We start from the raw sequence: 21,333 nt of genomic DNA, 5'->3' as shown, positions 1-21,333 counted from the left end.
GGCTTTCAGGTATGGAGCCCGAGGCAACCCCGCGTCGCCGCTCCATGCCCGCCCCTGACACGGAGCCCGGGCCCACCTCGGGTCGCCGCTTCGGGCCGCAGGCCCCGGTGAACGAGTCCGGGGGCCACCGGTCCGGCTACGAGTCCGAGAACGAGGCCGCGCCGGGTCTGCGCCGGCGCGGGGCCGGTCACGGGGGCAACCCGTCCGACCCGAGCGCCGAGCCCGTCCCGGGCCTGCGTCGCCGCTCGGCATCCGGTTCGCCGGCGGAGTCCGACCGCGGTTACTCACCCTCCGCGTACGACGCCCAGCCCGGAGAGCCCCGGCCGCGTCGCATGCAGCCCCGGCCCGACACCCGCACCGAGCGGGATGCCCGTACCGAGCGGGATGCCCGTACCGAGTGGGATGCCCGCACCGAGTGGGATGCCCGCACCGAGTGGGATGCCCGTACCGAGCGGGACGCCCGTACCGAGCGTGACGCCCGCGGCGAGCGCGGTAACCGCGACGGCCGCGGCGAGCGCCCCGAGGCCCGTTACGACGGCCGCCAGGGGGAGTCCCGCAGCAGCCGCGAGGCGCCCCCGTCCCGCCGTTCCCGCGGCTCCGGCGACGACGTCTCCTTCCCCACCCTGGGCGACAGCCGGCGCACCCCTCCTCCGCCGATGGCCCTGCGCCAGACGCAGCCCAAGGAGAGCCCCCGCAACCGCAGGCTGGCCCTGATCGCGGCCGCCGTCGTCGCCCTGCTGGTGATCGGCGGGGTGGCCTACGCGCTCGACCGTGATGACAGCAGCGTCACCCCCACCACCACGGCCGCCCCGAGCGCCGAGCCCGACGTGCAGCCCTCGACCTCCACCGCTGCCGAGGCGCCGTCCACCGGCGCCGCGAAAGACGTTGCCCTGGGCGTCTACCGAGGCACTGCCCCGTCATCGGTGCGTGAGTTCGGCAACTGGCTGGGCCGCGACGTGGAGTACGCCTCGGACTTCTCCAGCCGCACCACCTGGTCGGAGATCTCCAGCCCGATGTACATGCTGAACGCGTGGCAGGGGCAGGGCTACCGCATGGTCTACGGCGTGGCGATGCTGCCGACGCAGCAGAGCGCGACGATGGCGGCGGGGGCCAAGGGCGACTACGACCAGTACTTCCGCACCCTGGCCCAGAACCTCGTGGCCACCGGTCAGGGCGACGCGATCCTGCGGCTGGGCTGGGAGTTCAACCTCTCGGCGTCACGGTGGCACCCGGACACGAAGGCCAACTTCATCAACTACTGGCGCAACATCGTGACGGCGATGCGCTCGGTGCCCGGCACCGAGAAGCTCCAGTTCGACTGGAACCCGAATGTCGGCGGCGAGACCTACAACTCGACCGTCTTCTACCCGGGCAACAAGTACGTCGACTACATCGGCGTCGACACCTACGACATCTCCTGGGAGAACTACCCCTATCCCAAGGACTGCACCGGCAAGTGCCGACTGGCTCATCAGCAGGAGGCCTGGAACAGCCTCTACAGCGGCTCCTACGGGCTCGCCTTCTGGTCGGACTTCGCCGCGTCGAAGGGCAAGCCGCTGACCCTGCCGGAGTGGGGCATGTGGGACCGGCCGGACGGGCACGGCGGCGCCGACAACCCGTACTACATCAAGCAGATGTTCGCCTTCATCGACGATCCGTCGAACAACGTCGGCTACCAGATGTACTTCGAGTTCGACGTCCCCTCGGCCGGTGACCACCGGCTCGCCACCCTGACCTCGGGCGGCAAGGCCTATCAGAGGCTGTTCGCGAAGGACTGATCAGCGCGACGGCTCGATCGGCACAACGCCGCTCGACCGGCACGCCGGCACGAAAGCCCGGCCAGGCACAACGAAAAGGCCCCGGACCGTGAGGTCCGGGGCCCTTCTCGTACCGGAAGATCAGGCGAAGAGCGCAGCCTGCTCGATGCGCAGCGCGTCGATCAGCCGGCCCTCGGGCAGCGTCACGTCGGCGTAGGTGAGCACCTCGTCCTTGGCCACGTCACGGGTGAGAACGCAGTTCTCGGCGACGCCCATCGGGAGCAGGTTCTCGTCCTTGGTGACCGCAGCCTTCTCGGCCACCGCGTAGGTGTCGTAACCGCCCAGGCCGTCGATCGTCTGACCGGCCTTCAGGTCGCGCTTGGCGACCGCGACGACCTCGACCGTGGGCGCACCCAGCGGCTGCATCACGGCGTCGTTGAAGAGCACGGCCCGCGCCACCGACAGCGGCACTTCGAAGTGGCACAGGTGGTACGGCGTGTAGAAGCTGTACAGCGGGCCCTCGCCGAGCTTGTACAGGTTCAGGTAGTGCTTCTGCTTCGGGTCGTCATGCGTCGCGAGCACGAAAACGCCCGGGCCGGGCTGGCTTCCGACGACGTAGTCGACGTAGCCGCCGTTCGCCTTGAGCTCCTCGACGTCGTACGCCTTGGTGAGCTCGTCGACGTGCGCCCGGTGGTCGGTGCCGCGCATGCCGCGCTTCTCCACCGTCATCCCGGTCGCGTTGGCCACGATCGCCTGCTCGAAGGAGATCTTCGTGCCGTCGGCGAAAGAGGTCACCATGTAGGGGTCCTGCCCCCACTGCTTGGCGAAACCCTCCTGCGTGGTGGGGTTGCGGTACTCGTCCTGCAGGCCCTTGATGTTGCCGGCCACGAGCGGGGTGAGGCCGATGCTCTTCACGAAGCGCACCAGGTTCATCTGCACACCCGGCTGGTCGCCGTCGCAGCCGGTCACGATGACGCCCTTGGCGTCGGCGCGGGCCTTGAGGGCGGAGCCCACCGTGCCGTCGACCTCGGCGTTCAGCAGCACGACGTGCTTGCCGCCGTCGATCGCCGACGTGACCACGTGGGCGCCGAACTCGACGTTGCCGGTGGCCTCGACGATCGCGTCGATGCCCTCGGCCAGGGTGACGGCCTCGTAGTTCGAGGTGATGACCGGGATGCCGGCGGCAACGGCCTTGGAGGTCGCCTCCGCGGTCTCGGTGACCTCCCACGACGTCACGCCGGCCTCGGTGTACGCCCGCTCGGCGTTGGCCTGGGTGCGGTTCACGATGGCGGCGACGACCATGCCGGGAACCGAGTTCACGACCTGGTTGACGAAGCCGCGGCCCATGAAGCCGGCGCCGACCAGGGCGACCCGCACCGGGTTGCCCTCGGCCTCGCGCTTGGCCAGGGCGGTGTCGACGATGATCACTGGCCGGCACCTTCCAGCAGCGCCCAGGAGGCGTCCTTGGTGCTGATGACGCTGACCGGCAGCGGCCAGGTCAGGCCCAGGGCCGGGTCGTCGTACCGCTGGCCGCGCTCGGCGTCGGGCGTGTACTTGCCGGTGACCTGGTACATCACCTCGGTGTCGTCGACCAGGGTCTGGAAACCGTGGGCGAACATGGCCGGCACGTAGAGAGCCTTGCGGTTCTCGGCGGTGAGCTCGACCGACACGTGCTGCAGGTAGGTCGGGCTGTCGGGCCGCATGTCGACGATCTGGTCGACGACCGCGCCACGCACGCAGCGGATGAGCTTCACCTCGGGGGCGTAGTCCAGCTGGTAGTGCATGCCGCGCAGCGTGCCGGCCTTGTGGTTGTACGACATGTTGCACTGCTCGACGGCCGGGTTCAGGCCAGCGGCCTCGAACTCGGCGACGTCGAACGTGCGGGCGAAGAAACCGCGGTCGTCTTCGCGGCGCTCCAGCTCGACGATCGCGACGTCGGGGATGTGCGTCTTGGTGATGATCACTTGGACGCCGCCTCCTTGGTCCAGAACAGGTCGGCGTCGAGCTGCTTGCTGTTGATCAGGTACTGCAGCTGCTTGAGGCGCGTGTGGCCGCGACCGGTGAAGGTCTCCTCGTCCATGTCGATGGCCTGGAAGACCTGGTGCAGCTGGGCGGCACCCTTCTGCGCGTCCCAGTCGCAGCTGAAACCGGGCAGCTGGGAGGAGATCTTGTCGAAGTTCACCTTGTAGCTGCGGTTGTCGCCACCGGCCGGGCCGAAAGTGACCTCGCAGCCCGGGAACTCGGCGCCGACGGTCTCGGCGATGGTGCGCACCTGGTAGTTCTGCTCGTTGCTGCCCACGTTGAAGACCTCGTTGTGGACGGCCTCCCGCGGGGCCTCGAGCGCGCAGTAGATCGACTTGGCGATGTCGAGACCGTGCACGAGCGGACGCCAGGGCGTGCCGTCCGAGTTCATCGCGATCTTCTTCGTGGTCCAGGCCAGGCCGGACAGGTTGTTCAGCACGATGTCGAAGCGCTGACGCGGCGACGCACCGAAGGCGGTGGCGTTGCGCATGAAGGTGGGCGAGAAGTTGTCGCTCGCCAGGGCGCCCAGGTCGCGCTCCACCAGGGTCTTGCAGTCGGCGTAGGCGGTCTGCGGGTTCACCGGCGACGTCTCGTCGACGGTGCCCTCGGCAACGCCGTACACGCTGCAGGAGCTCATGTAGACGAAGCGCTCCACACCGGCCTGGATGGCCAGCTCGGCGAGCTTGACCGAGCCCTTGTGGTTGACCGTGTAGGTGACCTCGGAGAGCAGCTCACCCAGGGGGTCGTTGGACAGCTCGGCCATGTGGACGATCGCGTCGACGCCCTCGAGGTCCTCCACGGTGACGTCGCGGATGTCCTTGGCCAGGGTCTTGGCCGTGAACGGCACGCCGTTGTAGAGCCAGCCCTGCCGGTAGTAGCCGGTGTCGACGCCGATCACCTCGTGACCGCGCTTCATCAGCTCGGGCGCCACCAGGCAGCCCAGGTACCCCTCGGTGCCTGTCACCAGGACCTTCATGGTCAATTGCTCCTTGTCGTACGTACTGCGGTCAGTGTGGAGAGGGACGGGCAGGCTCAGTCTTTCCAGAACTTCCAGACGGCCTCGCCGCGGTCCCACATCTTGTTGAGCTCGGTCCAGTCCCGGTAGGTGTCCATACCGAGCCAGAAGCCCTCGTGGCCGTTCAGAGAGAGCTGACCGTCGCGGGCCAGCTGCTGCAGCGGCTGCTGCTCGAGCATCATCGAGTCGTCTTCGATCGGGTCGAGGTAGGTGTCGATGAAACTGCGCTCGAACATGAAGAATCCGCCGTTGACCCACCCGGTCGCCAGGGTCGGCTTCTCGTTGAACTCGACGACCTGGCCGTTCTCGACGTGCATCTCGCCGTAGCGGCTGGTCGGGTGCACGGCGGTCACGGTACCGATGCGGCCACCGGCGCGGTGGGTCTCGACGACCTTGCTGATGTCGACGTCACCGACGCCGTCGCCGTAGGTCAGCATGAACTGGTCGGCCTTGAGGTGCTGGGCGACCTTCTTCACGCGGCCGACGGTGCCGGTCTGCAGGCCGGTCTCGACGAACGTGATCTCCCAGTCCTCGACCGCGCCGGCGGAGTGGAACACCGGGTCGGCGCCGTCGTGGGTGAGCGTGAAGTCACCGGCCGCCTGGCGGTAGTCGAGGAAGTACCGCTTGATCACGTCGCTCTTGTAGCCCAGGCAGATCACGAACTTACGGAAGCCGTGGGCCTGGTACATCTTCATGACGTGCCACAGCACCGGCCGCCCGCCGATGTCGACCATCGGCTTGGGCAGCTTGTCGCCGCTGGCCTCGCGAAGCCGGGTACCCATGCCCCCGGCGAGCAGGACCACGGGGATCTCGGAGACGGGCAGCTGTTCAGTCACAGGGCATTCCTCGCACAGATGGGGGGTGTGAACGGTCGGGTTCGGTAGTCGCCTTGATCACCTGTGGTGACCAGTATGGCGGCGCAGCGGGGGTGTTCCGTTCCGGTCCGGCCGGGAAAGACCGGTTCGGCCCAGAGACATACCCCCTGATCAGACGCAGGCGGCCGCCGGAGCGTTGCGTCGGATCAGCCGCCCTCGGCCCGGATCACGGACATCGCCGTCCGCATCAGGATCTTGATGTCGAGCCAGAGCGACCAGTTCTCGATGTAGTAGTTGTCGAACCGGGCGCGCTCGGCGATCGAGGTGTCGCCGCGCAGGCCGTTGACCTGGGCCAGACCGGTGAGGCCACAGGGCACGCGGTGCCGGGCCACGTAGTGCGGGTGCTGGCTGCGGAACGTGGCCACGAAGTGGGGACGCTCGGGGCGGGGGCCGACGAGGCTCATGTCGCCCCGCAGGATGTTGAACAGCTGAGGCAGCTCGTCGAGCGAGGAGCGGCGCAGGAACTTGCCGACCGGGCCGAGCCGGTCGTCGAGCGCGATGTTCCAGTTGGTCTGCGACTCGGTCTCGTCCACCGGCTTGAGCGAGCGGAACTTCATCACCGAGAAGTGCTGGCCGTCGACGCCCACGCGCTCCTGCTTGAAGATGATGCCGGGGCCACCCTCCCAGCGCACCAGCGCGGCGATGAGGGTCATCAGCGGCGACAGCAGGAACAGCGCGAAGCCGGAGAAGGCGATGTCGATCGCGCGCTTCACCTGCCAGGCGCGGCTGCGGTAGGCGGCGCGGCGCAGGCGGATCAGCGGCATGCCCCACGCGGTGTCCATCTCGCCGCCCACGTGGTGCAGCTCGAACAGGCGCGGAACCACGAAGATCTCGCAGTGCAGGCGGTCGCAGGTGCGGATGATGTCGACCAGCTCGGACTCCCGCATCGAGCCGAACGCCACGATCACGTTGCGCACCTGGTGGTCGAGCAGGACCTCGACCAGCTGCTCGGGACGGCCCAGGATGCGGTGCGAGGCGCTGACACCCGGCCGCGGCGGGTCGATGTCGAGGAAGCCGATCGGCTGCAGGCCGTACTGCGGGTGCTGCGACAGCGACTCGGCCAGATAGGTGCCGACCCGGCCGGCGCCGAGGATCAGGGTGCGGTGCGCGATCCGGCCGGTGCGGCGGGCGTACCGCACGAGCCCGTAGGCGGCGCTGCGCAGGCAGATCGTGGCGACACCGGTGACGGCGGCCGCGATCAGCAGCTTCCAGTCGACCATCTCGACGTCCCAGCGCAGCTGGTTCAGCGTGAGCTGGCCGGTGACGGTGAGGGCCAGGACCACCAGGAGACGGCCGGCCAGGGCCGGGAGGTCGTCGAGAATGCCGGGCGACAGCCGCGAGCGGTACAGGCCGGCGGTGGCGTAGGCCGAGATCAGCAGCAGCGTGAAGAGGCCCATGATCGGGCGGACCCCGCCGGAGGCCAGGGCGCCGGCCAGGCAGGCCAGCAGGTCGAGCAGCACCAGCATCGGGCGCACCCCGGCGCGCACCAGCGGGCCGGTCCAGGTGCCGGCCGGCGGGTCGTCGTCCTGGGCGCCGTTGGCGACGAAGGGTGCGTCGGCGGGGCGGGCCGACAGCTGCGGCGAGTTGAGCTGGGGCAGCTGGATCGGCTGCGTGGCCATCTGCTGGTTGAACCCGGGGGCCGGCGCGTAACCGCCGTAGCCACCCGGTGAGGCGTTCTGCTCCGCCAGCAGGTGCGCCGGCGCCGGTTCTCCGCGTAGGTCGACGACCCGCCGTGTTTCGTCCGGACGGGCGGCGTCCGGGGTGGAGTCCCCGGCGTTTCGCGCAGCCCTTCCCATCGGATCACGGAGCGTCACTTGAAAGCCCTCCCTGTCGCACTGATCGTCCGCAGCCCCGCACTGCCGTCCCTGCCAACGTACGGTCTCGCCATCTCCATCGTTAGCCAATGCAGACTTCGTTACCGCAACGCACGTGTCGAGTGACGGTTCTGGTATCAGCAACTACGTCGCGTAGTCACTGACGCAACTCCGGGATTCAAATCGGGCAAACCGAAAATTATCTTTCGGGCGATTGCCCGTCGAACCGCCGATCCCGGGCAGCACCAGAAGTATGGCCGTTCGGACGAGGTTTGAGATTCGACGTTCACCCGAGCGACAGCGCCGGGTGGATCGACAGCGGCACTGCTGCCCCCCGTCCGTAAGCATGCCAGGGTGCCGCAGTCGTTGGGTCCAGGGTCATGAAGAAAGCATGAAGAATCCGGATATAAGTAACACCGGTCACAGGCCGTGAGTTCACCCGGAAGAGGCAACTCACGGCCTGTGGACAGGGCCGGATCAGGCGGTCGGGGAGACCATCAGATCCTTCAGCTCGTCGGTGATGTACTCGGCGATCGCCAGCGACGAGGTGGCGGCCGGTGAGGGCGCGTTGCGCACCGCCATCACCTTGTCGAGCTTGGAGATGCGGAAGTCGTCGACCAGCGAACCGTCACGGTCGACGGCCTGGGCGCGCACCCCGGCCTGGGCCTTGACCAGGTCGGCGGCCTGGATCTCGGGCACGTACTGCTGGGCGAACTTCACGTACAGCTGCTTGCTGAACGAGCCCGCCATCTCGTTCGCGCCCATCTTCCAGTGCTGCGCCGCCAGCTTGCGGAAGCCCGGCCACTTCAGCGTCTCGAACAGCTCCGAGGCCTTGAATGTGCCCCGGTTGTAGCCCTCGCGGGCGAACGCCAGCACCGCGTTCGGGCCGAGGTCGACGCCGCCGTGGACCCGCTTGGTGTAGTGCACACCGAGGAACGGGTAGTCCGGGTTCGGCACCGGGTAGATCAGGCCCTTGACCATGTGCGTGCGCTCGGGCACGAGCTGGAAGTACTCACCGCGGAAGGGGACGATCGCGGGGCCCGCGTCGTCGCCCGCCCAGGTGGCGACCTTGTCGGACTGCAGGCCGGCGCAGACCACCAGGCGGTCGAACACCAGCGTGCGGCCGTTCGACTTCACCTGGACCTTGCCGTTGTACTGGCTGATGCCGTCCACCGGGAAGTTGAACTCGATGGTGCCGCTGGCCGCGCGCACGTCGTCGGCGTAGGCGTCGGTCACCGCGACGTAGTCGGTGATGGCGGTGTGCGGCGAGTGCAGGGCGGCGACACCGGCCGCGTACGGCTCGAGCTCCCGCAGGCCCACGTTGTCGAGCCACTTGACGTCCGGCACACCGTTGGCGGCGGACTTCTCCTGGATCTTCTTCAGCCCGGCGATCTCGGCCTCGTTGATCGCCACGACGAGCTTGCCGCACTCGTCGTAGGGAAGGTTCTTCTCCTGGGTGTACTCCTTCAGCAGGCCGACACCGCGGCGGCACAGCGTGGCCTTGAGCGAGCCCGGGGTGTAGTAGAGGCCGGCGTGCACCACACCGCTGTTGTGGCCGGTCTGGTGGACGGCGGGCCGGTCTTCCTTCTCCAGCACCGTGATCTGGGTGCCGGGGTAGACCTCGGTGATCCGCCGGGCCACCGCGAGACCGACGATTCCGGCGCCGATGACGCCGACGTGCTGAACGGACATCTGGGGAATCCTCCGAATTCGAGAAGGCTTCGAGGGTATCCAGCACGGCGGGGTGTTGATGACCGTCTTACGTCCCGCTCACCCGGTTCGGTGTACGGATTCAACGGATTGTCGACGACGAACCTCGCGAACGTGGTGGTTCTGCGCCGGACCGGTGGCCCTGCGTAGTCTCGAAGGGTTCATCACAGCCGTGTCGATAAAGTCGGGGGATGACGAGCTCCGTCCGGCGGCCGGTCCTGGACCTTTCGGCCAAACTGGTGCGCCGCGGGTACATCTGCGACTACGAGGCCGGCGAGCGGCCGCTGCCCGGTGCCGACAAGGTGCTCACCTACGGCCGCCCGGCGTTGCTGGGGGTCAGCACGGTCGCCTGTGTGGCGACCGACGAGAAGGTGGTCAGCCTCACCTACGACGACGGCCCGAACCCGGTGTTCACCCCGCAGATCCTCGACGCGCTGGGCGGCGCCGGTCAGCGGGCCACTTTCTTCGTGCTGGTCGAGCAGGCCGAGCGCTATCCGCACCTGATCCAGCGCATCCTGCGCGACGGGCACGAGGTCGCTCTGCACGGCATCGACCACACCCGCCTCAGCGCGTTGCCCCTGCAGAAGGCCGTCGCCCTGATCAAGGACGGCAAGAACCGCCTCGAGAACGTCGCCGGGCGCCGGGTCACGTTGTTCCGTCCCTGCTACGGCGCGCAGACCGTGGGTCAGTACCTGGCCACCCGGGCGCTGGGCCTGGAGGTCGCGATCTGGTCGGCCTGGGCGCGTGACTGGGAGGGCGTGAGCGCCGAGGTGATCGCCGAGCGCGCGATCGGCGCGCTGCACCAGGGCGGGTTCGTGCTGCTGCACGACCACTCCGGTGACGGCGTGGGCGCCGAGGGGCTGGAGCGCGGTGAGGCGACCCGGCTGCTGATGCGGGGCATGGCCGAGAAGGGCTACACCTCGCGCACGGTCACCGAGCTGCTGAACGAGTACCCCGCGGTGCGCACGGTGTGGGCGGAGAAGCGCGACCCGAACCGCGCCGACGGTGGCATGCCCGACGCGAACTGAGAAAACATCAATGGTGGACGTCGTGGTCGGGTGACCACGACGTCCACCATTGGTGTGAAAGCCCTTTACAGACGGGGCAACTGGATCGGCCGGGTCTCCGGCGGGATCGCCCGGGCCAGGCCGAAGATGTCGTCGTAACGGCGGCGCACCACCGACGGCGAGTACTTGGTGTCCCAGGCCGTGCGCGCGGCGGCGGACAGCTGCTGGTTGCGGATCGGGTCGGTGGCCTTGAGCATCGCCGCGGCCAGGTCCTGCGGGGTCTGACCGACCAGCAGGCCGGAGGTCTCGTTGCCCTCGATGCCCTGAACCCCTGCCGGGGTGCCGACCACCGGCAGCGCCCGGGCCAGCGCCTCGAGCACCTTGATCTTCACGCCGCTGCCGGTGCGCAGCGGTGACAGCAGCGCGGCGCTGGAGTTGAGCACGGTGTCGAGATCGTCGACCCAGCCCAGGAACCGGACCTGGCCCTTCCAGGCCTCGCCGGAGGGCAGGCCGGCGTCGGTGCCCGGGCCGACCACGTTGATCACGGCGTTCGGCAGCACCTGCTGTACCGCTTCGCGGCACTCGGTCAGGAACCAGTCCAGGCCGTCGCGGTTCGGGGCGTAGTCGAAGCCACCGATGAAGGTGAACTCGGGGGCGCCGGTGTAGTGCCGGGGATGGCTGTTCGAGGGCTCGCGCAGCAGCGGGGGCAGGGTGCCGATGTTGGCGCCCGGCACCTTCGACTGCAGGCGCGCGGTCTCCTCGGGACTGATCAGGTAGGTGCCGTCGAAGTACTCCGGCTGGCGGGTCTCCGAGGCGGCCACCAGGTCGCGCTCCAGACGCAGCAGCGGACGGTGCACGCGCGGGTTGGCCAGCAGTTTCTTGGCCGGGCCGGGCAGCAGCTTGGCGAACTCGCCACCCGGGTTGCCCGAGCCGCCGGTCTCTTTCAGCATCGCGTCGTAGCGCTCGGAGAACAGGTCGTCGGCGTACAGAATGCGGCGTTTCACCTGGTGCCCGGCGGGCGCAGAGGTGGGCCACAGGGCCGAGCGGTCGCGGGCGGTCTCGCCGCGCTCCAGCACGTACTGGCCCATCCGTACCGTGTCCCAGATCTCGAGGTCGGCCTCGATCTCCTGCACCTTGGCGAAGATCCGGGTGCCCAGGGCCGGCGAGTGCAGCACCGCCTCCTGCAGCGGGTGGCGGTAGCGGCCACCGCCGCGCTCACCCGCGTTCTGCCCGAATCCGGCCGGCCGGAAGCGCGGCGGCAGCACCACGTTGGCCAGCACCGAGGTGGCCTGCTCGACCGTGCCCGGCTTCGACAGCACGTGCCGCTGGTAGCGCACGTCGGGCCGCTGGATGTCGGCCCGCCCGATCAGCACCAGGTGCACGTTCTCCGGCCCGAGCCGGTCGCACAGGTGGTCGAGGATGCCGCCGATCACCACCGGCTTGCCGTACTTGCGCGGTTCCGGCTCGGTCGCCGTGACGAAGACCGCGCTCGAGATCGTTCCGTCGTTCGTGCCCGCATCCATGGCACGAACCATATCGGCGGATCCGTCGCCGGCAGCTGGGGAATCAGCCGCCCGGATCACTCCCGTAGCGCAGCCGCGAGCTCCTGTGCCGGTGCGGTGATCGCCTCGGCCCACGACGGGAAGGCGTGCGGCTGGTCGGCGAGCGCCTGGACGGTGACCCCGGCCCGCACCGCGAGGGCCAGTTCCGCCGCCCAGGAGTCGGCCTCCGGGCCGATCGCGGCGGCGCCGATGAGCACGCCGGTGTCGGCGTCGGCGATCAGCTCGATCGCGGCCGGCCGGTGGTCGTCCGGGTTTACGGTGCGTTCCACCGCGGCCCGGGTGGTGCCGGTCGCGTCGGAGCGGGCCGTCGAAGTGCGGACGTGGTGGTCGGCTGCGGTTTTCTCGGTCTCGCCGACGGCGAGCACGGTGGGGTCGGTGTAGACGACGCGAGGGGTGCCGGAGTGGTCGGCGTCCCGGCCCCGCCCGAGGAGCTCGGCGGCGACGATGCGGGCCTGGTAGTTGGCGCCGTGCGTGTACGGGTTGATCGCGGTGAGGTCGCCGACGGCGAAGATGTCGCGACTGCCCTTCACCCGCATCCGGGCGTCGACGGTGAGGTTGTCGGGGTCGAGGCCCAGTGCCTCGAAGCCCGTGGTGACGGGCTTCTTGCCGACCGCGACCAGGAGCCGGTCGGTGTCCTCGGTACCGTTCCGGGTGGTCAGGCGCAGGCCCTCCACCTTCGTGAGCTCGGTGCCGGTGCGCACGTCCACGCCGATGTCGCGCAGGGCCTGCGCCAGGGTCTCGCCGAGCCAGGGCTGCTCGCGGGGCAGCAGGTTCGGGGCCGACTCCAGCAGCGTCACCCGGCACCCGAACGACGCGTAGACCTCGGCCAGTTCGCAGCCGATCGCCCCGCCGCCGAGGATGGTCAGCCGGGCCGGGAGCTCGTCGCTCGAGAGCGCGACGTCCGAGGTCCAGACCCCCGGCGCGTCTTTCGTCAGGCCCTCGATCGGCGGGATCACCGCGTCCGCCCCGGTGGCCAGCACCAGGGCGTCGTTCCAGCGCACGGTTGCCTCGTGATCCAGGTGCACCTCACCCGGGGAGAAGGTCGCGTCGGCCCGCACCAGCACCACGCCGTCGTCGAGCATGCCCTTCGCGGCGTGCAGGTCCTCACGGTGCCAGACCGTCTTGTCGCGCACCGCCACCGCGGTGCGGAAGGCCTCGGCGTCGGGAGCGGCCGGGTGCGCCCGGTGCTGCCGGGCCGAGACCAGCATCGACTTCGACGGGACGCAGGCCACGTAGGCGCACTCGCCGCCGAACCGGTGCCGCTCGACCGCGAGCACCCGGCGGCCGGCCCGGGCCAGTTCACCGGCCAGCGGCTTGCCCGCGGAACCGGTGCCGATCACGATCACGTCGAAGCGCTCGCCGTCGATCTCCGCCGCCGATTTCACGGCTTTCCCGACAGCCTCTGCCAATTCACTGTCGCTGGACCCTCGCATGACCCGAATCCTGCCGCCGACCTGGTGCTTCGGCATCTCGGCGGGAAGCTCGGCGGATGCTTCCGGGCGGCTCAGCGGTTACCGTGGACCATGGCCGGATTTCTTGGGAAAGTCAGCGCGTTCGCCCGCTCCTCGCAGGGGAAGAAACTGATCCAGCAGGTCCAGACCGCCGCCAAGGACCCGGCCACCCGGGCCAAGGTGCAGGCGCAGGCCCAGCAGATCAGCAAGAAGCTCAAGGACCCGGAGACCCGGGCCAAGGTGCAGGCCCAGGCCCAGGGCCTGACCAAGCGCCTGAAAGACGCCGCGGGTGACAAGCCCAAGGGCGACCAGCCGCAGGGCGGGGCCGCATCACCGCAGCGCTCGACCGGGCAGAGCTCGACCGGGCAGGCCTCGTCCGACGCCCCGGCCTACGGCACCCCGCCCGGCGAGGCCCCGAAGTACGGGCCGCCGTCGCAGCACTGAGACACCCGGTGCCGGTCCGACGCACCTGACCCGGCTGACTCGCCCGCCGCTGCGTGGGGGCACCGGGCCCGGGGCGACGCTGCCTTTCGCCGTACCCCGGTCACCTACCGCACGAGGGGATCAGGCGCTCGGCTCCGGGTCGGGCGCCGTGCGGGCCTTGGTGTCCGCGCGCCCACCCGGCCCGATGGGTGACGACGCCTGGGGTCCGGCCTGGGCGAGCGACGTCTCGAACCGGGCCGCCGGCCCCCGTCCGAGCAGGTGCACCACACCCGGCATCACCCCGCGCACCGGCCTCAGCAGCCGGATGAAGCGCTGCCCGTACACGTAGGTCGACCGCCGCTCGATGCCCGAGACCAGCCGGCCGATCGCCGAGTCGAGGTCGTGCAGCCGCAGCCGCCCGCTGCGTCCGGCGACGCGTCCCATGTCGGTGTCCGTGAACGACAGGTAGGCCACCCCGGCCCCCACCCCGTGCCCGGCCAGCTCGGTGCGCAGGCCCAGGGCGAAGGCCTCCACCCCCGCCTTGCTGGCGCCGTAGGCGGTGATCATCGGGGTCGGTGACAGTGCGGCCAGCGAGGCGATCTGCAGGTAGTAGCCCCGGCTGCGGATCAGCAGCGGCAGGAACGCCCGCACCGTGCGGATGCTCCCCATCAGGTTGACCTCGATCACCCGGTCGTAGGCGTCCGGGTCGGACAGCCGCAGCGGGCTGCCCATCGCGATCCCGGCGTTGGCGACCAGCACGTCCACCCCGCCGAACCGCTTCTCGACGCCGGCCACGGTCTCGGCCAGCGCCTCGGGCGAGGTCACGTCGCACTCGAACCAGGCCGCGCCGCGCCCGCAACGGGCCGCGACCGCCGCGAGCTGCTCCGGCTCCAGCCCGACCAGGGCCACGCGGGCCCCCCGGTCGGCGAGCCGTTCCGCCAGCGCCGCGCCGATACCTCGAGCCGCGCCGGTGATGACCACGACCTTGCCGCCGATCGGCTCCGGGGTGCGCATCGCGCTGAGTCTCCTCGATGTCGGGGGCGGACGGGAATCCCGTTGACGAAGATGCTCGGCCGCCTCCGGCTGATACGTCTGCGGCACTGTGTGACATGGGCGACGTCGTTCGCGGCCAGGCGTGATTCACGGAGCGAGCCGGTCAGGAATGCACTGGGTGTCGGCGTAGGTTCGCACCAGGGCAGGAGGACCCCCGCCAGCACCACCACCGCAGAGGAGTCTTACGTGACCCAGACGCCGACCCCGGCCACCGGCCCGGCACCGACCGACACCGCGTTGCGCCGGGCCCTGCGGCGGGCCGAGGACGGCGTGACCCTGGACCCGGTGGAGGCCGAGGTACTGCTGCAGGCCCGCGGTGAGCACCTCGAACGGCTCCTGCGCGCGGCCGGTGCGGTGCGCGACGCGGGGCTGGCCAGCGCGGGGCGGTCGGGCGTCGTCACCTACTCCCGCAAGGTGTTCGTGCCGGTCACCCACCTGTGCAACGACCGCTGCCACTACTGCACCTTCGTCAAGACCCCGAAGCAGCTCGAGCGTGAGGGCAAGTCGCTCTACATGACCCCGGACGACGTGCTCCGCGTCGCCCGTCAGGGTGCCTCGCTCGGCTGCAAGGAGGTGCTCTTCACCCTCGGCGACCGCCCGGAGGACCGCTGGCCGGAGGCCCGGGAGTGGCTGGAGGAGGCCGGGTACTCCTCCACCCTGGGCTACATCCGCTCGCTCGCGGTGCAGGTGCTCGAGACCACCGGCATGCTGCCGCACCTGAACCCGGGCGTGATGTCGTGGCAGGACCTGGGCCGGGTGAAGCCGGTCTCGCCGAGCGTCGGGATGATGCTCGAGACCACGAGCCGCCACCTCTACGAGACCCCCGGCCAGGCCCACTACGGCAGCCCCGACAAGGACCCGGACGTGCGGCTGCGGGTGATCGAAGACGCCGGGCGCCACAACATCCCGTTCACCACCGGCCTGCTGATCGGTATCGGGGAGTCGTTCACCGACCGCGCCGAGTCGCTGTTCGCGCTGCGCCGCCTGGCCCGCGAGTACGGCCACATCCAGGAAGTGATCATCCAGAATTTCCGGGCCAAGCCGAAGACCGCGATGCGCTCGGTCGCCGACGCCGGTGACGACGAGTACCTGGCCGCCGTCGCGGTCGCGCGCATCGTGATGGGCCCGCGGATGCGGATCCAGGTGCCGCCCAACCTGTCCGAGCCCGGGCAGCTCGGTCTGCTGCTGAGGGCCGGGGCGGACGACTGGGGCGGTGTCTCGCCGCTCACGCCCGACCACGTCAACCCCGAGCGCCCCTGGCCACACCTCGACGACCTGGAGAAGTACAGCGCCGACGCCGGTTTCGAGCTGGTCGAGCGGCTCACGGTGCACCCGGAGTACGCGGCCGTCGGTGAACCCTGGCTCGATCCGCGGGTTTACGGGCACGTGAAGGCCCTCATGCTCGAGGGTGGGGATCGGGAGGGCCTGGCCGATCCGACGAGAATGCCCAAGGGGATGCCCTGGCAGGAGCCGGATCCCGAGTGGGGCAGTAGTGGCCGTATCGACCTGAACGTCACGATCGACACCACCGGCCGCACCAGTGACCGGCGCAGCGACTTCGATGACGTGTACGGCGACTGGTCCGCCCTGCGTGAGAAGGCCCTGCAGACCGGCGCTCCCGAGCGGGCCGACGGTGACATGGTCAAGGCGCTCAGCACGGCCGAGAGTGACCCGCAGGCCCTCACCGAGGAGCAGTCGGTGCTGCTCGCCTACGCCGAGGGCGACGCGCTCAAGCAGCTCGCCCGGATCGCCGACGACCTGCGCCGCGAGGCGGTCGGCGACGACGTCACCTACATCGTCAACCGGAACATCAACTTCACCAACGTCTGCTACACCGGTTGCCGCTTCTGCGCTTTCGCCCAGCGCCGCAACGACGACGACGCGTTCACCCTCTCGCTCGAGGAGGTGAAGAACCGGGTGCGCGAGGCCTGGGCCGTGGGTGCGACCGAGGTCTGCATGCAGGGTGGCATCGACCCGCACCTGCCCGCGGGCGCCTACTTCGACATCGCCCGGGCCGTGAAAGAGGCCGTGCCGCAGATGCACATGCACGCCTTCAGCCCGATGGAGGTCATCAACGGCTCGACCCGCACCGGCCTGCCGATCCGAGAGTGGCTGCAGCAGGCCAAGGAGGCCGGGGTCGACTCGATGCCCGGCACCGCCGCCGAGATCCTCGACGACGACGTGCGCTGGATCCTGACCAAGGGCAAGCTGCCCACCGCGGAGTGGATCGAGGTCGTCACCACTGCCCACCAGGTGGGTCTGCATACGTCGTCCACCATGATGTACGGCCACGTGGACAACCCCGCGCACTGGGCCCGGCACCTACGTCTGCTCGCCGAGCTGCAGGACCGCAGCATCGAGTACGGCAACGCCCGGTTCACCGAGTTCGTGGCGCTGCCGTTCGTGCACCAGAACGCGCCGATCTACCTGGCCGGTGTCGCCCGCCCGGGCCCCACGATGCGCGACAACCTGGTGGTGCACGCGCTCGCGAGAATCCTTCTGCACGGCCGCATCGACAACATCCAGACGTCGTGGGTCAAGCTCGGCGTGGACGGCACCCGGGCCATGCTGCAGGCCGGTGCCAACGACGTGGGCGGCACGCTGATGGAGGAGACCATCTCGAGAATGGCCGGTTCGCAGTACGGTTCGCTGAAGACCGTGGCCGAGCTGGAAGACATCTCCGAGCACCTCGACCGGCCCGCCCGGCAGCGCAACACCCTCTACGAAGAGGTGCACCTGCAGGCGAACTGAACCGGGACGCCCACGGTGGACGCGCCGGTCGAGGTGACCGGCGCGTCCACCGTTGGTGTCTGAAAAGCCTTACAGAGCCCAGTTGATCGGCTCGGCGCCGAGATCCTCGAGCTCGGCGTTGGCCCGGCTGAACGGCTTGGAGCCGAAGAAGCCGTTGTTGGCCGAGAGCGGGCTGGGGTGGGCGCTCTCGATCCGCGGGATGTCTTCCAGCGCGGGGGCGAGGGAGCGTGCGTCGCGACCCCAGAGGATCGCCACCAGCGGCTCGTCCCGCTCGACGAGCGCGTGGATGGCCTGGGCGGTGATCTCTTCCCAGCCCTTGCCGCGGTGCGAACCGGCGGCCCCGGGCGCGACGGTCAGCACCCGGTTGAGCATCAGCACGCCGCGCTCGGCCCACGGGGTCAGGTCGCCCGACTTCGAGGGCTCGATGCCCAGGTCGTCGTGCAGTTCCTTGAAGATGTTGTTCAGGCTGCGCGGCAGCGGACGCACGTCGGGCGCCACCGAGAACGAGAGCCCGACCGCGTGACCCGGTGTGGGGTACGGGTCCTGGCCCACGATCAGTACGCGCACCTCGTTCAGCGGCTGCTTGAACGCACGCAGCACGTTGGGGCCGGCAGGCAGGTAGGTCCTGCCCTCGGCGATCTCCTGACGAAGGAAGTCGCCCATCTCGGCGATCTTCTCCTCGACCGGGGCGAGGGCGGCGGCCCAGCCCGGGTCGATCTGTTCCGCGAGTGGTCGGCGTGTCACGATCGCCGAATCTAGCGTCAGCTGGACATAGACTGCACATCCGTGCATCGCTACGACGCCGGGACAGAGGTCCTCGCCGAGGCCGTGATGAGCTACTCACGGGACCGGATGAGTTACCAGCACGTCCCCCTGGATTCCCCTCGCACCGCGGCCGAACTGCGCGCCCTGGTCGGCGAGACCGTCACCCCTGAGGGCATGGGCGGTGAGAAGGCCATGCGGTTGTTCGGCGACGTGCTCGCCCAGGCCTGCATCTCCACCGACCATCCGCGCTACCTCTCCTTCATCCCGTGCGCCCCGACCAAGGCGTCCACCCTCTTCGACCTCGTGGTGAGCGCGTCCAGCCTGTACGCGGGCACCTGGATGGAGGGCTCGGGCGCGGTCTACGCCGAGAACCAGGCGCTGGCCTGGCTGGCCGGCCTGGCCGGGCTCCCGCCCCAGGCCGGCGGGGTCTTCGTGCCGGGCGGCACCTTCGGCAACCTCTCGGCGCTGGTCGCCGCGCGCCACCGGGCCCGCCTGTCCCGGGCCGGCCGCCTGCCCGGCCGCTGGGCGATCGCGGGCACGACGAATGCCCACTCGTCCATCGTCAGCGCCTGCGACGTGATGGACGTCGACTTCGTCGGGGTGCCGGTCGGTCCGGACGGACGGCTGACCGGCTCGTTGTTGCGCGCGGCGCTGGCCGACTCCGGGCACGACGGGGTGTTCGCGGTGGTGGCCACGGCCGGCACCACCAACCTCGGCATCGTCGACGACCTGGAGTCGGTCGGCGCGGTCTGCGAGGAGCTCGGTCTCTGGTTCCACGTCGACGGGGCCTACGGGCTGGCCGGACTGGCGGCACCGAGCGTGCGTCACCGGTTCGCCGGGATCGAGCGCGCCGACTCGTTCGTGGTCGATCCGCACAAGTGGCTGTTCGCGCCCTTCGACTGCTGCGCGCTGGTCTACCGCGATCCGGCGCAGGCCCGGGCCGCGCACACGCAGCGGGCCGGCTACCTGGAGGTGCTGAGCCAGGACGACGAGTGGAACCCCAGCGACTACGCGGTCGGCCTGACCCGCCGGGCTCGCGGGCTGCCGTTCTGGTTCTCCCTGGCGACCCACGGCACGCAGGCCTACACCGACGCCGTCGAGCGCACGCTGACCGTGGCCCGGCACGCCGCCGACCGGGTCCGCGCCAGTGACGTGCTCGACCTGCTGCACGAGCCGGAGCTGTCGGTGGTCTGTTTCCGCCGCCGGGGCTGGACGCCGGACGACTATCGCGCCTGGTCGGAGCGGTTGCTGGCCGACGACGTCGGTTTCGTGGTCTCGACCGTGCACGCCGGGGAGACGGTGACGCGGCTGGCCGTGGTCAACCCGGAGACCAGCGAGGCGGATATCGACCTGATCCTGGACAGCCTGGTGTGAATGACACCCGTGCGGACGCGGATCTAGAGTGGATCCGGCACGGCTGTCAGGAGGAGATGGGATGGAACCCGAACCGGATGCGCCCACGGGTGGGCTCAGCGAGCAGGAGGCCGGGATCCTGGCCTTCGAGCGCCGCTGGTTCCGCTTCCCCGGGGCCAAGGAACAGGCCATCCGTGAGCTCTTCGACCTGCCGGCCACCCGGTACTACCAGGTGCTGAATACGCTGATCGACCGACCCGAGGCTCTTGCCACCGACCCTATGCTGGTGAAACGCCTGCGCCGGATGCGTCAGACGCGACGCCGGAGTGGTTCCGCTCGGTCACTGGACACTCACGGCTGAGTGACCAGAGTCATCCGATGGGGCACACCACAGTGATATGGCGTTCTGAGATACCTGGTCGGGAGGGGCTGGGTCGGTAGTCTCAGGCCGTCGGGTGCCCCTGAACCGGGCGGTACCCGTTCCATCGTTCTGGGAGTCATGCGATGACCGCCACGAGGCCTCCGGGCTACGACGACCGCTCCGCCGCACCGGTGGAGGCGAGCCGCCGCGGTGCACACCGTGCGCGGCCGAAGGCGGTTGCCGCGATCCTGCCGGTGATCGCCGGCTTCGCCGTCGTGGTGCTGGTGATCGGCGCCGTGTACACGGTCGCGGGCAACCGCGGCGACACCAAGAACTCCGCCGCCGGGCAGTCGCTCAGCGAGGACGAGGACACGAAGGCCACTCCGGCGGCCTCCGCCTCGGCCTCGGCCGACGCGGGCGGGGCCGCCGGCGACGACACCGGGACCGGTAGCGACGCCGAGGAGACCACGGGGGCCGAAGACGGTGACGGCACCGGTAGCGGCACCGACGAGACCGCGAGCGACGTGGACAAGTCGACGAAGCTGGTCGTGCTGAACTCGCTCGGGGTGGCCGGCCTGGCCGGCAAGTACCAGGACCAGCTCGAGGGCGAGGGCTGGACGGTGTCCCGCACCGACAACTCCGCCAACCGCGATCTGCCGGTCTCGAAGATCTACTACAACGACGCCGCCTCGAAGGCGACGGCGCAGGCCGTGAAGAAGTCGCTGGGCCTCGGTGAGCTGTCGCTGAACGCCTCGGTGAACCCGGGCTTCATCACCGTCGTCCTGGGGTCCGACACCCAGTAACCCGATGCTCAGGCCTTCGGCGCCCGGTACCCCTCAGGGGGTGCCGGGCGCTTTCGTCGGGAGACTCGAGAAAGGGCGCCGGCAATTCATCGCGAGTGCCGGTCGCGCCTAAGTGCGGTTCACGATGGACGCTAAGAGTTGGTATCTCCCGCCTGTGCGATTCAGGCGCTACTGTAGGTGGCGGTCGAACAGTTCGATGAGCAATGTCCTCTCCAGCTTCACGCCAGAGGCCCGCACGTTGGACCATCCCGGACCAGCCCTCTCGGGGGTGGGCTCGGCGAGCGTGAGACCCGGTTCGTGTGCAGTGCTCGAACCGCGCCGCAGTTACAGCAAGCAGGAGTTGGAATGGCTCAGGGAACCGTCAAGTGGTTCAACGCCGAAAAGGGTTATGGCTTCATCACCGTTGACGGTGGTGGCGCGGACGTCTTCGTGCACTGGTCGGCTATCCAGATGGACGGCTACCGTTCGCTCGACGAGGGTCAGCGCGTGGAGTTCGAGGTCGGTCAGGGCCAGAAGGGCCCCCAGGCCGAGGCCGTGCGTCCCGCATCCTGATCCGTCTGTCGTGGGCCCTCGGCGGGCTTAGGACTTGACTCGTCACCGAAGCCGCCCCC

At 69.7% G+C, this 21,333-nt stretch carries 18 protein-coding genes; 8 read left to right on the top strand and 10 right to left on the bottom strand.

Annotation, left to right across the window (positions count from 1 at the left end; genetic code table 11):
- The first annotated feature begins 11 nt into the window (after positions 1 to 11).
- A complete protein-coding gene (locus J2S57_RS08560) occupies positions 12 to 1,778 on the top strand; it encodes a glycosyl hydrolase (RefSeq protein WP_307240277.1) in 1,767 nt (588 codons plus the stop codon).
- A 120-nt stretch (positions 1,779 to 1,898) separates the two neighbouring features.
- Here J2S57_RS08560 and J2S57_RS08555 read toward each other — a convergent pair whose 3' ends face one another.
- The 6 genes from J2S57_RS08555 to lhgD form a co-directional block, all read right to left on the bottom strand.
- Positions 1,899 to 3,185, bottom strand: a complete 1,287-nt coding sequence (locus J2S57_RS08555) for an NAD(P)H-dependent oxidoreductase (protein ID WP_307240275.1) — start codon at positions 3,183 to 3,185, stop codon at positions 1,899 to 1,901.
- Complete coding sequence (rfbC, locus tag J2S57_RS08550; RefSeq protein WP_307240272.1) at positions 3,182 to 3,721, bottom strand: dTDP-4-dehydrorhamnose 3,5-epimerase; 540 nt, start codon at positions 3,719 to 3,721, stop codon at positions 3,182 to 3,184. Before rfbC ends, J2S57_RS08555 begins: the two co-directional genes overlap by 4 nt.
- Positions 3,718 to 4,755: an NAD-dependent epimerase/dehydratase family protein gene (locus J2S57_RS08545; RefSeq protein WP_307240270.1), complete on the bottom strand. Its 1,038-nt coding sequence runs from the start codon at positions 4,753 to 4,755 to the stop codon at positions 3,718 to 3,720. The genes rfbC and J2S57_RS08545 overlap by 4 nt, the downstream gene beginning before the upstream one ends.
- 56 nt (positions 4,756 to 4,811) lie before the next feature.
- Positions 4,812 to 5,630: a glucose-1-phosphate cytidylyltransferase gene (locus J2S57_RS08540; RefSeq protein ID WP_307240268.1), complete on the bottom strand. Its 819-nt coding sequence runs from the start codon at positions 5,628 to 5,630 to the stop codon at positions 4,812 to 4,814.
- Positions 5,631 to 5,815: 185 nt separating this feature from the next.
- Complete coding sequence (locus J2S57_RS08535; protein ID WP_307240266.1) at positions 5,816 to 7,483, bottom strand: sugar transferase; 1,668 nt, start codon at positions 7,481 to 7,483, stop codon at positions 5,816 to 5,818.
- Between the two features lie 477 nt (positions 7,484 to 7,960).
- Positions 7,961 to 9,175 (bottom strand): L-2-hydroxyglutarate dehydrogenase, encoded by a 1,215-nt coding sequence (lhgD, locus tag J2S57_RS08530; protein ID WP_307240265.1) that lies wholly within the window; start codon positions 9,173 to 9,175, stop codon positions 7,961 to 7,963.
- 209 nt (positions 9,176 to 9,384) lie between these two features.
- On the opposite strand from lhgD, the gene J2S57_RS08525 reads away from it, so the two are divergent.
- Positions 9,385 to 10,221, top strand: coding sequence for a polysaccharide deacetylase family protein (locus J2S57_RS08525; RefSeq protein WP_307240263.1), 837 nt, complete (start codon positions 9,385 to 9,387; stop codon positions 10,219 to 10,221).
- A 65-nt stretch (positions 10,222 to 10,286) separates the two neighbouring features.
- Here the strand turns inward: J2S57_RS08525 and J2S57_RS08520 are convergent, their stop codons facing one another.
- Positions 10,287 to 11,723 (bottom strand): glycosyltransferase family 4 protein, encoded by a 1,437-nt coding sequence (locus J2S57_RS08520; protein ID WP_307240261.1) that lies wholly within the window; start codon positions 11,721 to 11,723, stop codon positions 10,287 to 10,289.
- 56 nt (positions 11,724 to 11,779) lie between these two features.
- Positions 11,780 to 13,147 carry a dihydrolipoyl dehydrogenase family protein gene (locus tag J2S57_RS08515; protein ID WP_307240259.1) on the bottom strand — a complete coding sequence of 456 codons (1,368 nt, stop codon included), beginning with the start codon at positions 13,145 to 13,147 and terminating at the stop codon, positions 11,780 to 11,782.
- A 138-nt stretch (positions 13,148 to 13,285) separates the two neighbouring features.
- Here J2S57_RS08515 and J2S57_RS08510 point away from each other — a divergent pair, with 138 nt between their 5' ends.
- Entirely contained in the window at positions 13,286 to 13,657 is a 372-nt protein-coding gene (locus tag J2S57_RS08510; protein ID WP_307240258.1) for a hypothetical protein, read from the top strand.
- Positions 13,658 to 13,777: 120 nt separating this feature from the next.
- Here J2S57_RS08510 and J2S57_RS08505 read toward each other — a convergent pair whose 3' ends face one another.
- On the bottom strand, positions 13,778 to 14,650 hold the full coding sequence (locus tag J2S57_RS08505) for an SDR family oxidoreductase (protein ID WP_307240256.1): 873 nt from the start codon (positions 14,648 to 14,650) through the stop codon (positions 13,778 to 13,780).
- Positions 14,651 to 14,875: 225 nt separating this feature from the next.
- Between J2S57_RS08505 and J2S57_RS08500 the strand changes: the two genes are divergently transcribed.
- Positions 14,876 to 17,440, top strand: a complete 2,565-nt coding sequence (locus J2S57_RS08500) for a bifunctional FO biosynthesis protein CofGH (RefSeq protein WP_307240254.1) — start codon at positions 14,876 to 14,878, stop codon at positions 17,438 to 17,440.
- Positions 17,441 to 17,509: 69 nt separating this feature from the next.
- On the opposite strand, the gene J2S57_RS08495 is transcribed toward J2S57_RS08500, so the two are convergent.
- A complete protein-coding gene (locus tag J2S57_RS08495) occupies positions 17,510 to 18,232 on the bottom strand; it encodes a uracil-DNA glycosylase (protein ID WP_370882450.1) in 723 nt (240 codons plus the stop codon).
- Between J2S57_RS08495 and J2S57_RS08490 the strand changes: the two genes are divergently transcribed.
- The 4 genes from J2S57_RS08490 (at position 18,227) to J2S57_RS08475 (ending at position 21,274) form a co-directional block, all read left to right on the top strand.
- Positions 18,227 to 19,579, top strand: a complete 1,353-nt coding sequence (locus tag J2S57_RS08490; protein ID WP_307240250.1) for a pyridoxal phosphate-dependent decarboxylase family protein — start codon at positions 18,227 to 18,229, stop codon at positions 19,577 to 19,579. The two genes, J2S57_RS08495 and J2S57_RS08490, sit on opposite strands and share 6 nt — an antisense overlap.
- Before the next feature lie 61 nt (positions 19,580 to 19,640).
- On the top strand, positions 19,641 to 19,919 hold the full coding sequence (locus tag J2S57_RS08485) for a DUF3263 domain-containing protein (protein ID WP_307240248.1): 279 nt from the start codon (positions 19,641 to 19,643) through the stop codon (positions 19,917 to 19,919).
- A 143-nt stretch (positions 19,920 to 20,062) separates the two neighbouring features.
- Positions 20,063 to 20,722, top strand: a complete 660-nt coding sequence (locus J2S57_RS08480) for a LytR C-terminal domain-containing protein (RefSeq protein ID WP_307240246.1) — start codon at positions 20,063 to 20,065, stop codon at positions 20,720 to 20,722.
- 345 nt (positions 20,723 to 21,067) lie between these two features.
- A complete protein-coding gene (locus J2S57_RS08475) occupies positions 21,068 to 21,274 on the top strand; it encodes a cold-shock protein (protein WP_214153400.1) in 207 nt (68 codons plus the stop codon).
- The last annotated feature ends 59 nt before the right edge of the window (positions 21,275 to 21,333 follow it).

It is taken from the genome of Kineosporia succinea, from assembly GCF_030811555.1.
In the GTDB taxonomy this organism is placed as follows: domain Bacteria; phylum Actinomycetota; class Actinomycetes; order Actinomycetales; family Kineosporiaceae; genus Kineosporia; species Kineosporia succinea.
The sequence above is the reverse complement of the archived record's forward strand: the minus strand, read 5'-3'. Positions and strand labels throughout refer to the sequence as shown.

What these genes read in the sequence shown, in the direction of transcription:
- J2S57_RS08525 (WP_307240263.1), top strand. Translation starts at nt 9,385, where the DNA reads ATGACGAGCTCCGTCCGGCGGCCGGTCCTGGACCTTTCGGCCAAACTG.
- J2S57_RS08480 (WP_307240246.1), top strand. Translation starts at nt 20,063, where the DNA reads ATGACCGCCACGAGGCCTCCGGGCTACGACGACCGCTCCGCCGCACCG.
- lhgD (WP_307240265.1), bottom strand. Translation starts at nt 9,175, where the DNA reads ATGTCCGTTCAGCACGTCGGCGTCATCGGCGCCGGAATCGTCGGTCTC.
- J2S57_RS08505 (WP_307240256.1), bottom strand. Translation starts at nt 14,650, where the DNA reads ATGCGCACCCCGGAGCCGATCGGCGGCAAGGTCGTGGTCATCACCGGC.
- J2S57_RS08475 (WP_214153400.1), top strand. Translation starts at nt 21,068, where the DNA reads ATGGCTCAGGGAACCGTCAAGTGGTTCAACGCCGAAAAGGGTTATGGC.
- J2S57_RS08485 (WP_307240248.1), top strand. Translation starts at nt 19,641, where the DNA reads ATGGAACCCGAACCGGATGCGCCCACGGGTGGGCTCAGCGAGCAGGAG.
- J2S57_RS08520 (WP_307240261.1), bottom strand. Translation starts at nt 11,723, where the DNA reads ATGGATGCGGGCACGAACGACGGAACGATCTCGAGCGCGGTCTTCGTC.
- J2S57_RS08545 (WP_307240270.1), bottom strand. Translation starts at nt 4,755, where the DNA reads ATGAAGGTCCTGGTGACAGGCACCGAGGGGTACCTGGGCTGCCTGGTG.
- J2S57_RS08560 (WP_307240277.1), top strand. Translation starts at nt 12, where the DNA reads ATGGAGCCCGAGGCAACCCCGCGTCGCCGCTCCATGCCCGCCCCTGAC.
- J2S57_RS08495 (WP_370882450.1), bottom strand. Translation starts at nt 18,232, where the DNA reads ATGCACGGATGTGCAGTCTATGTCCAGCTGACGCTAGATTCGGCGATC.
- J2S57_RS08510 (WP_307240258.1), top strand. Translation starts at nt 13,286, where the DNA reads ATGGCCGGATTTCTTGGGAAAGTCAGCGCGTTCGCCCGCTCCTCGCAG.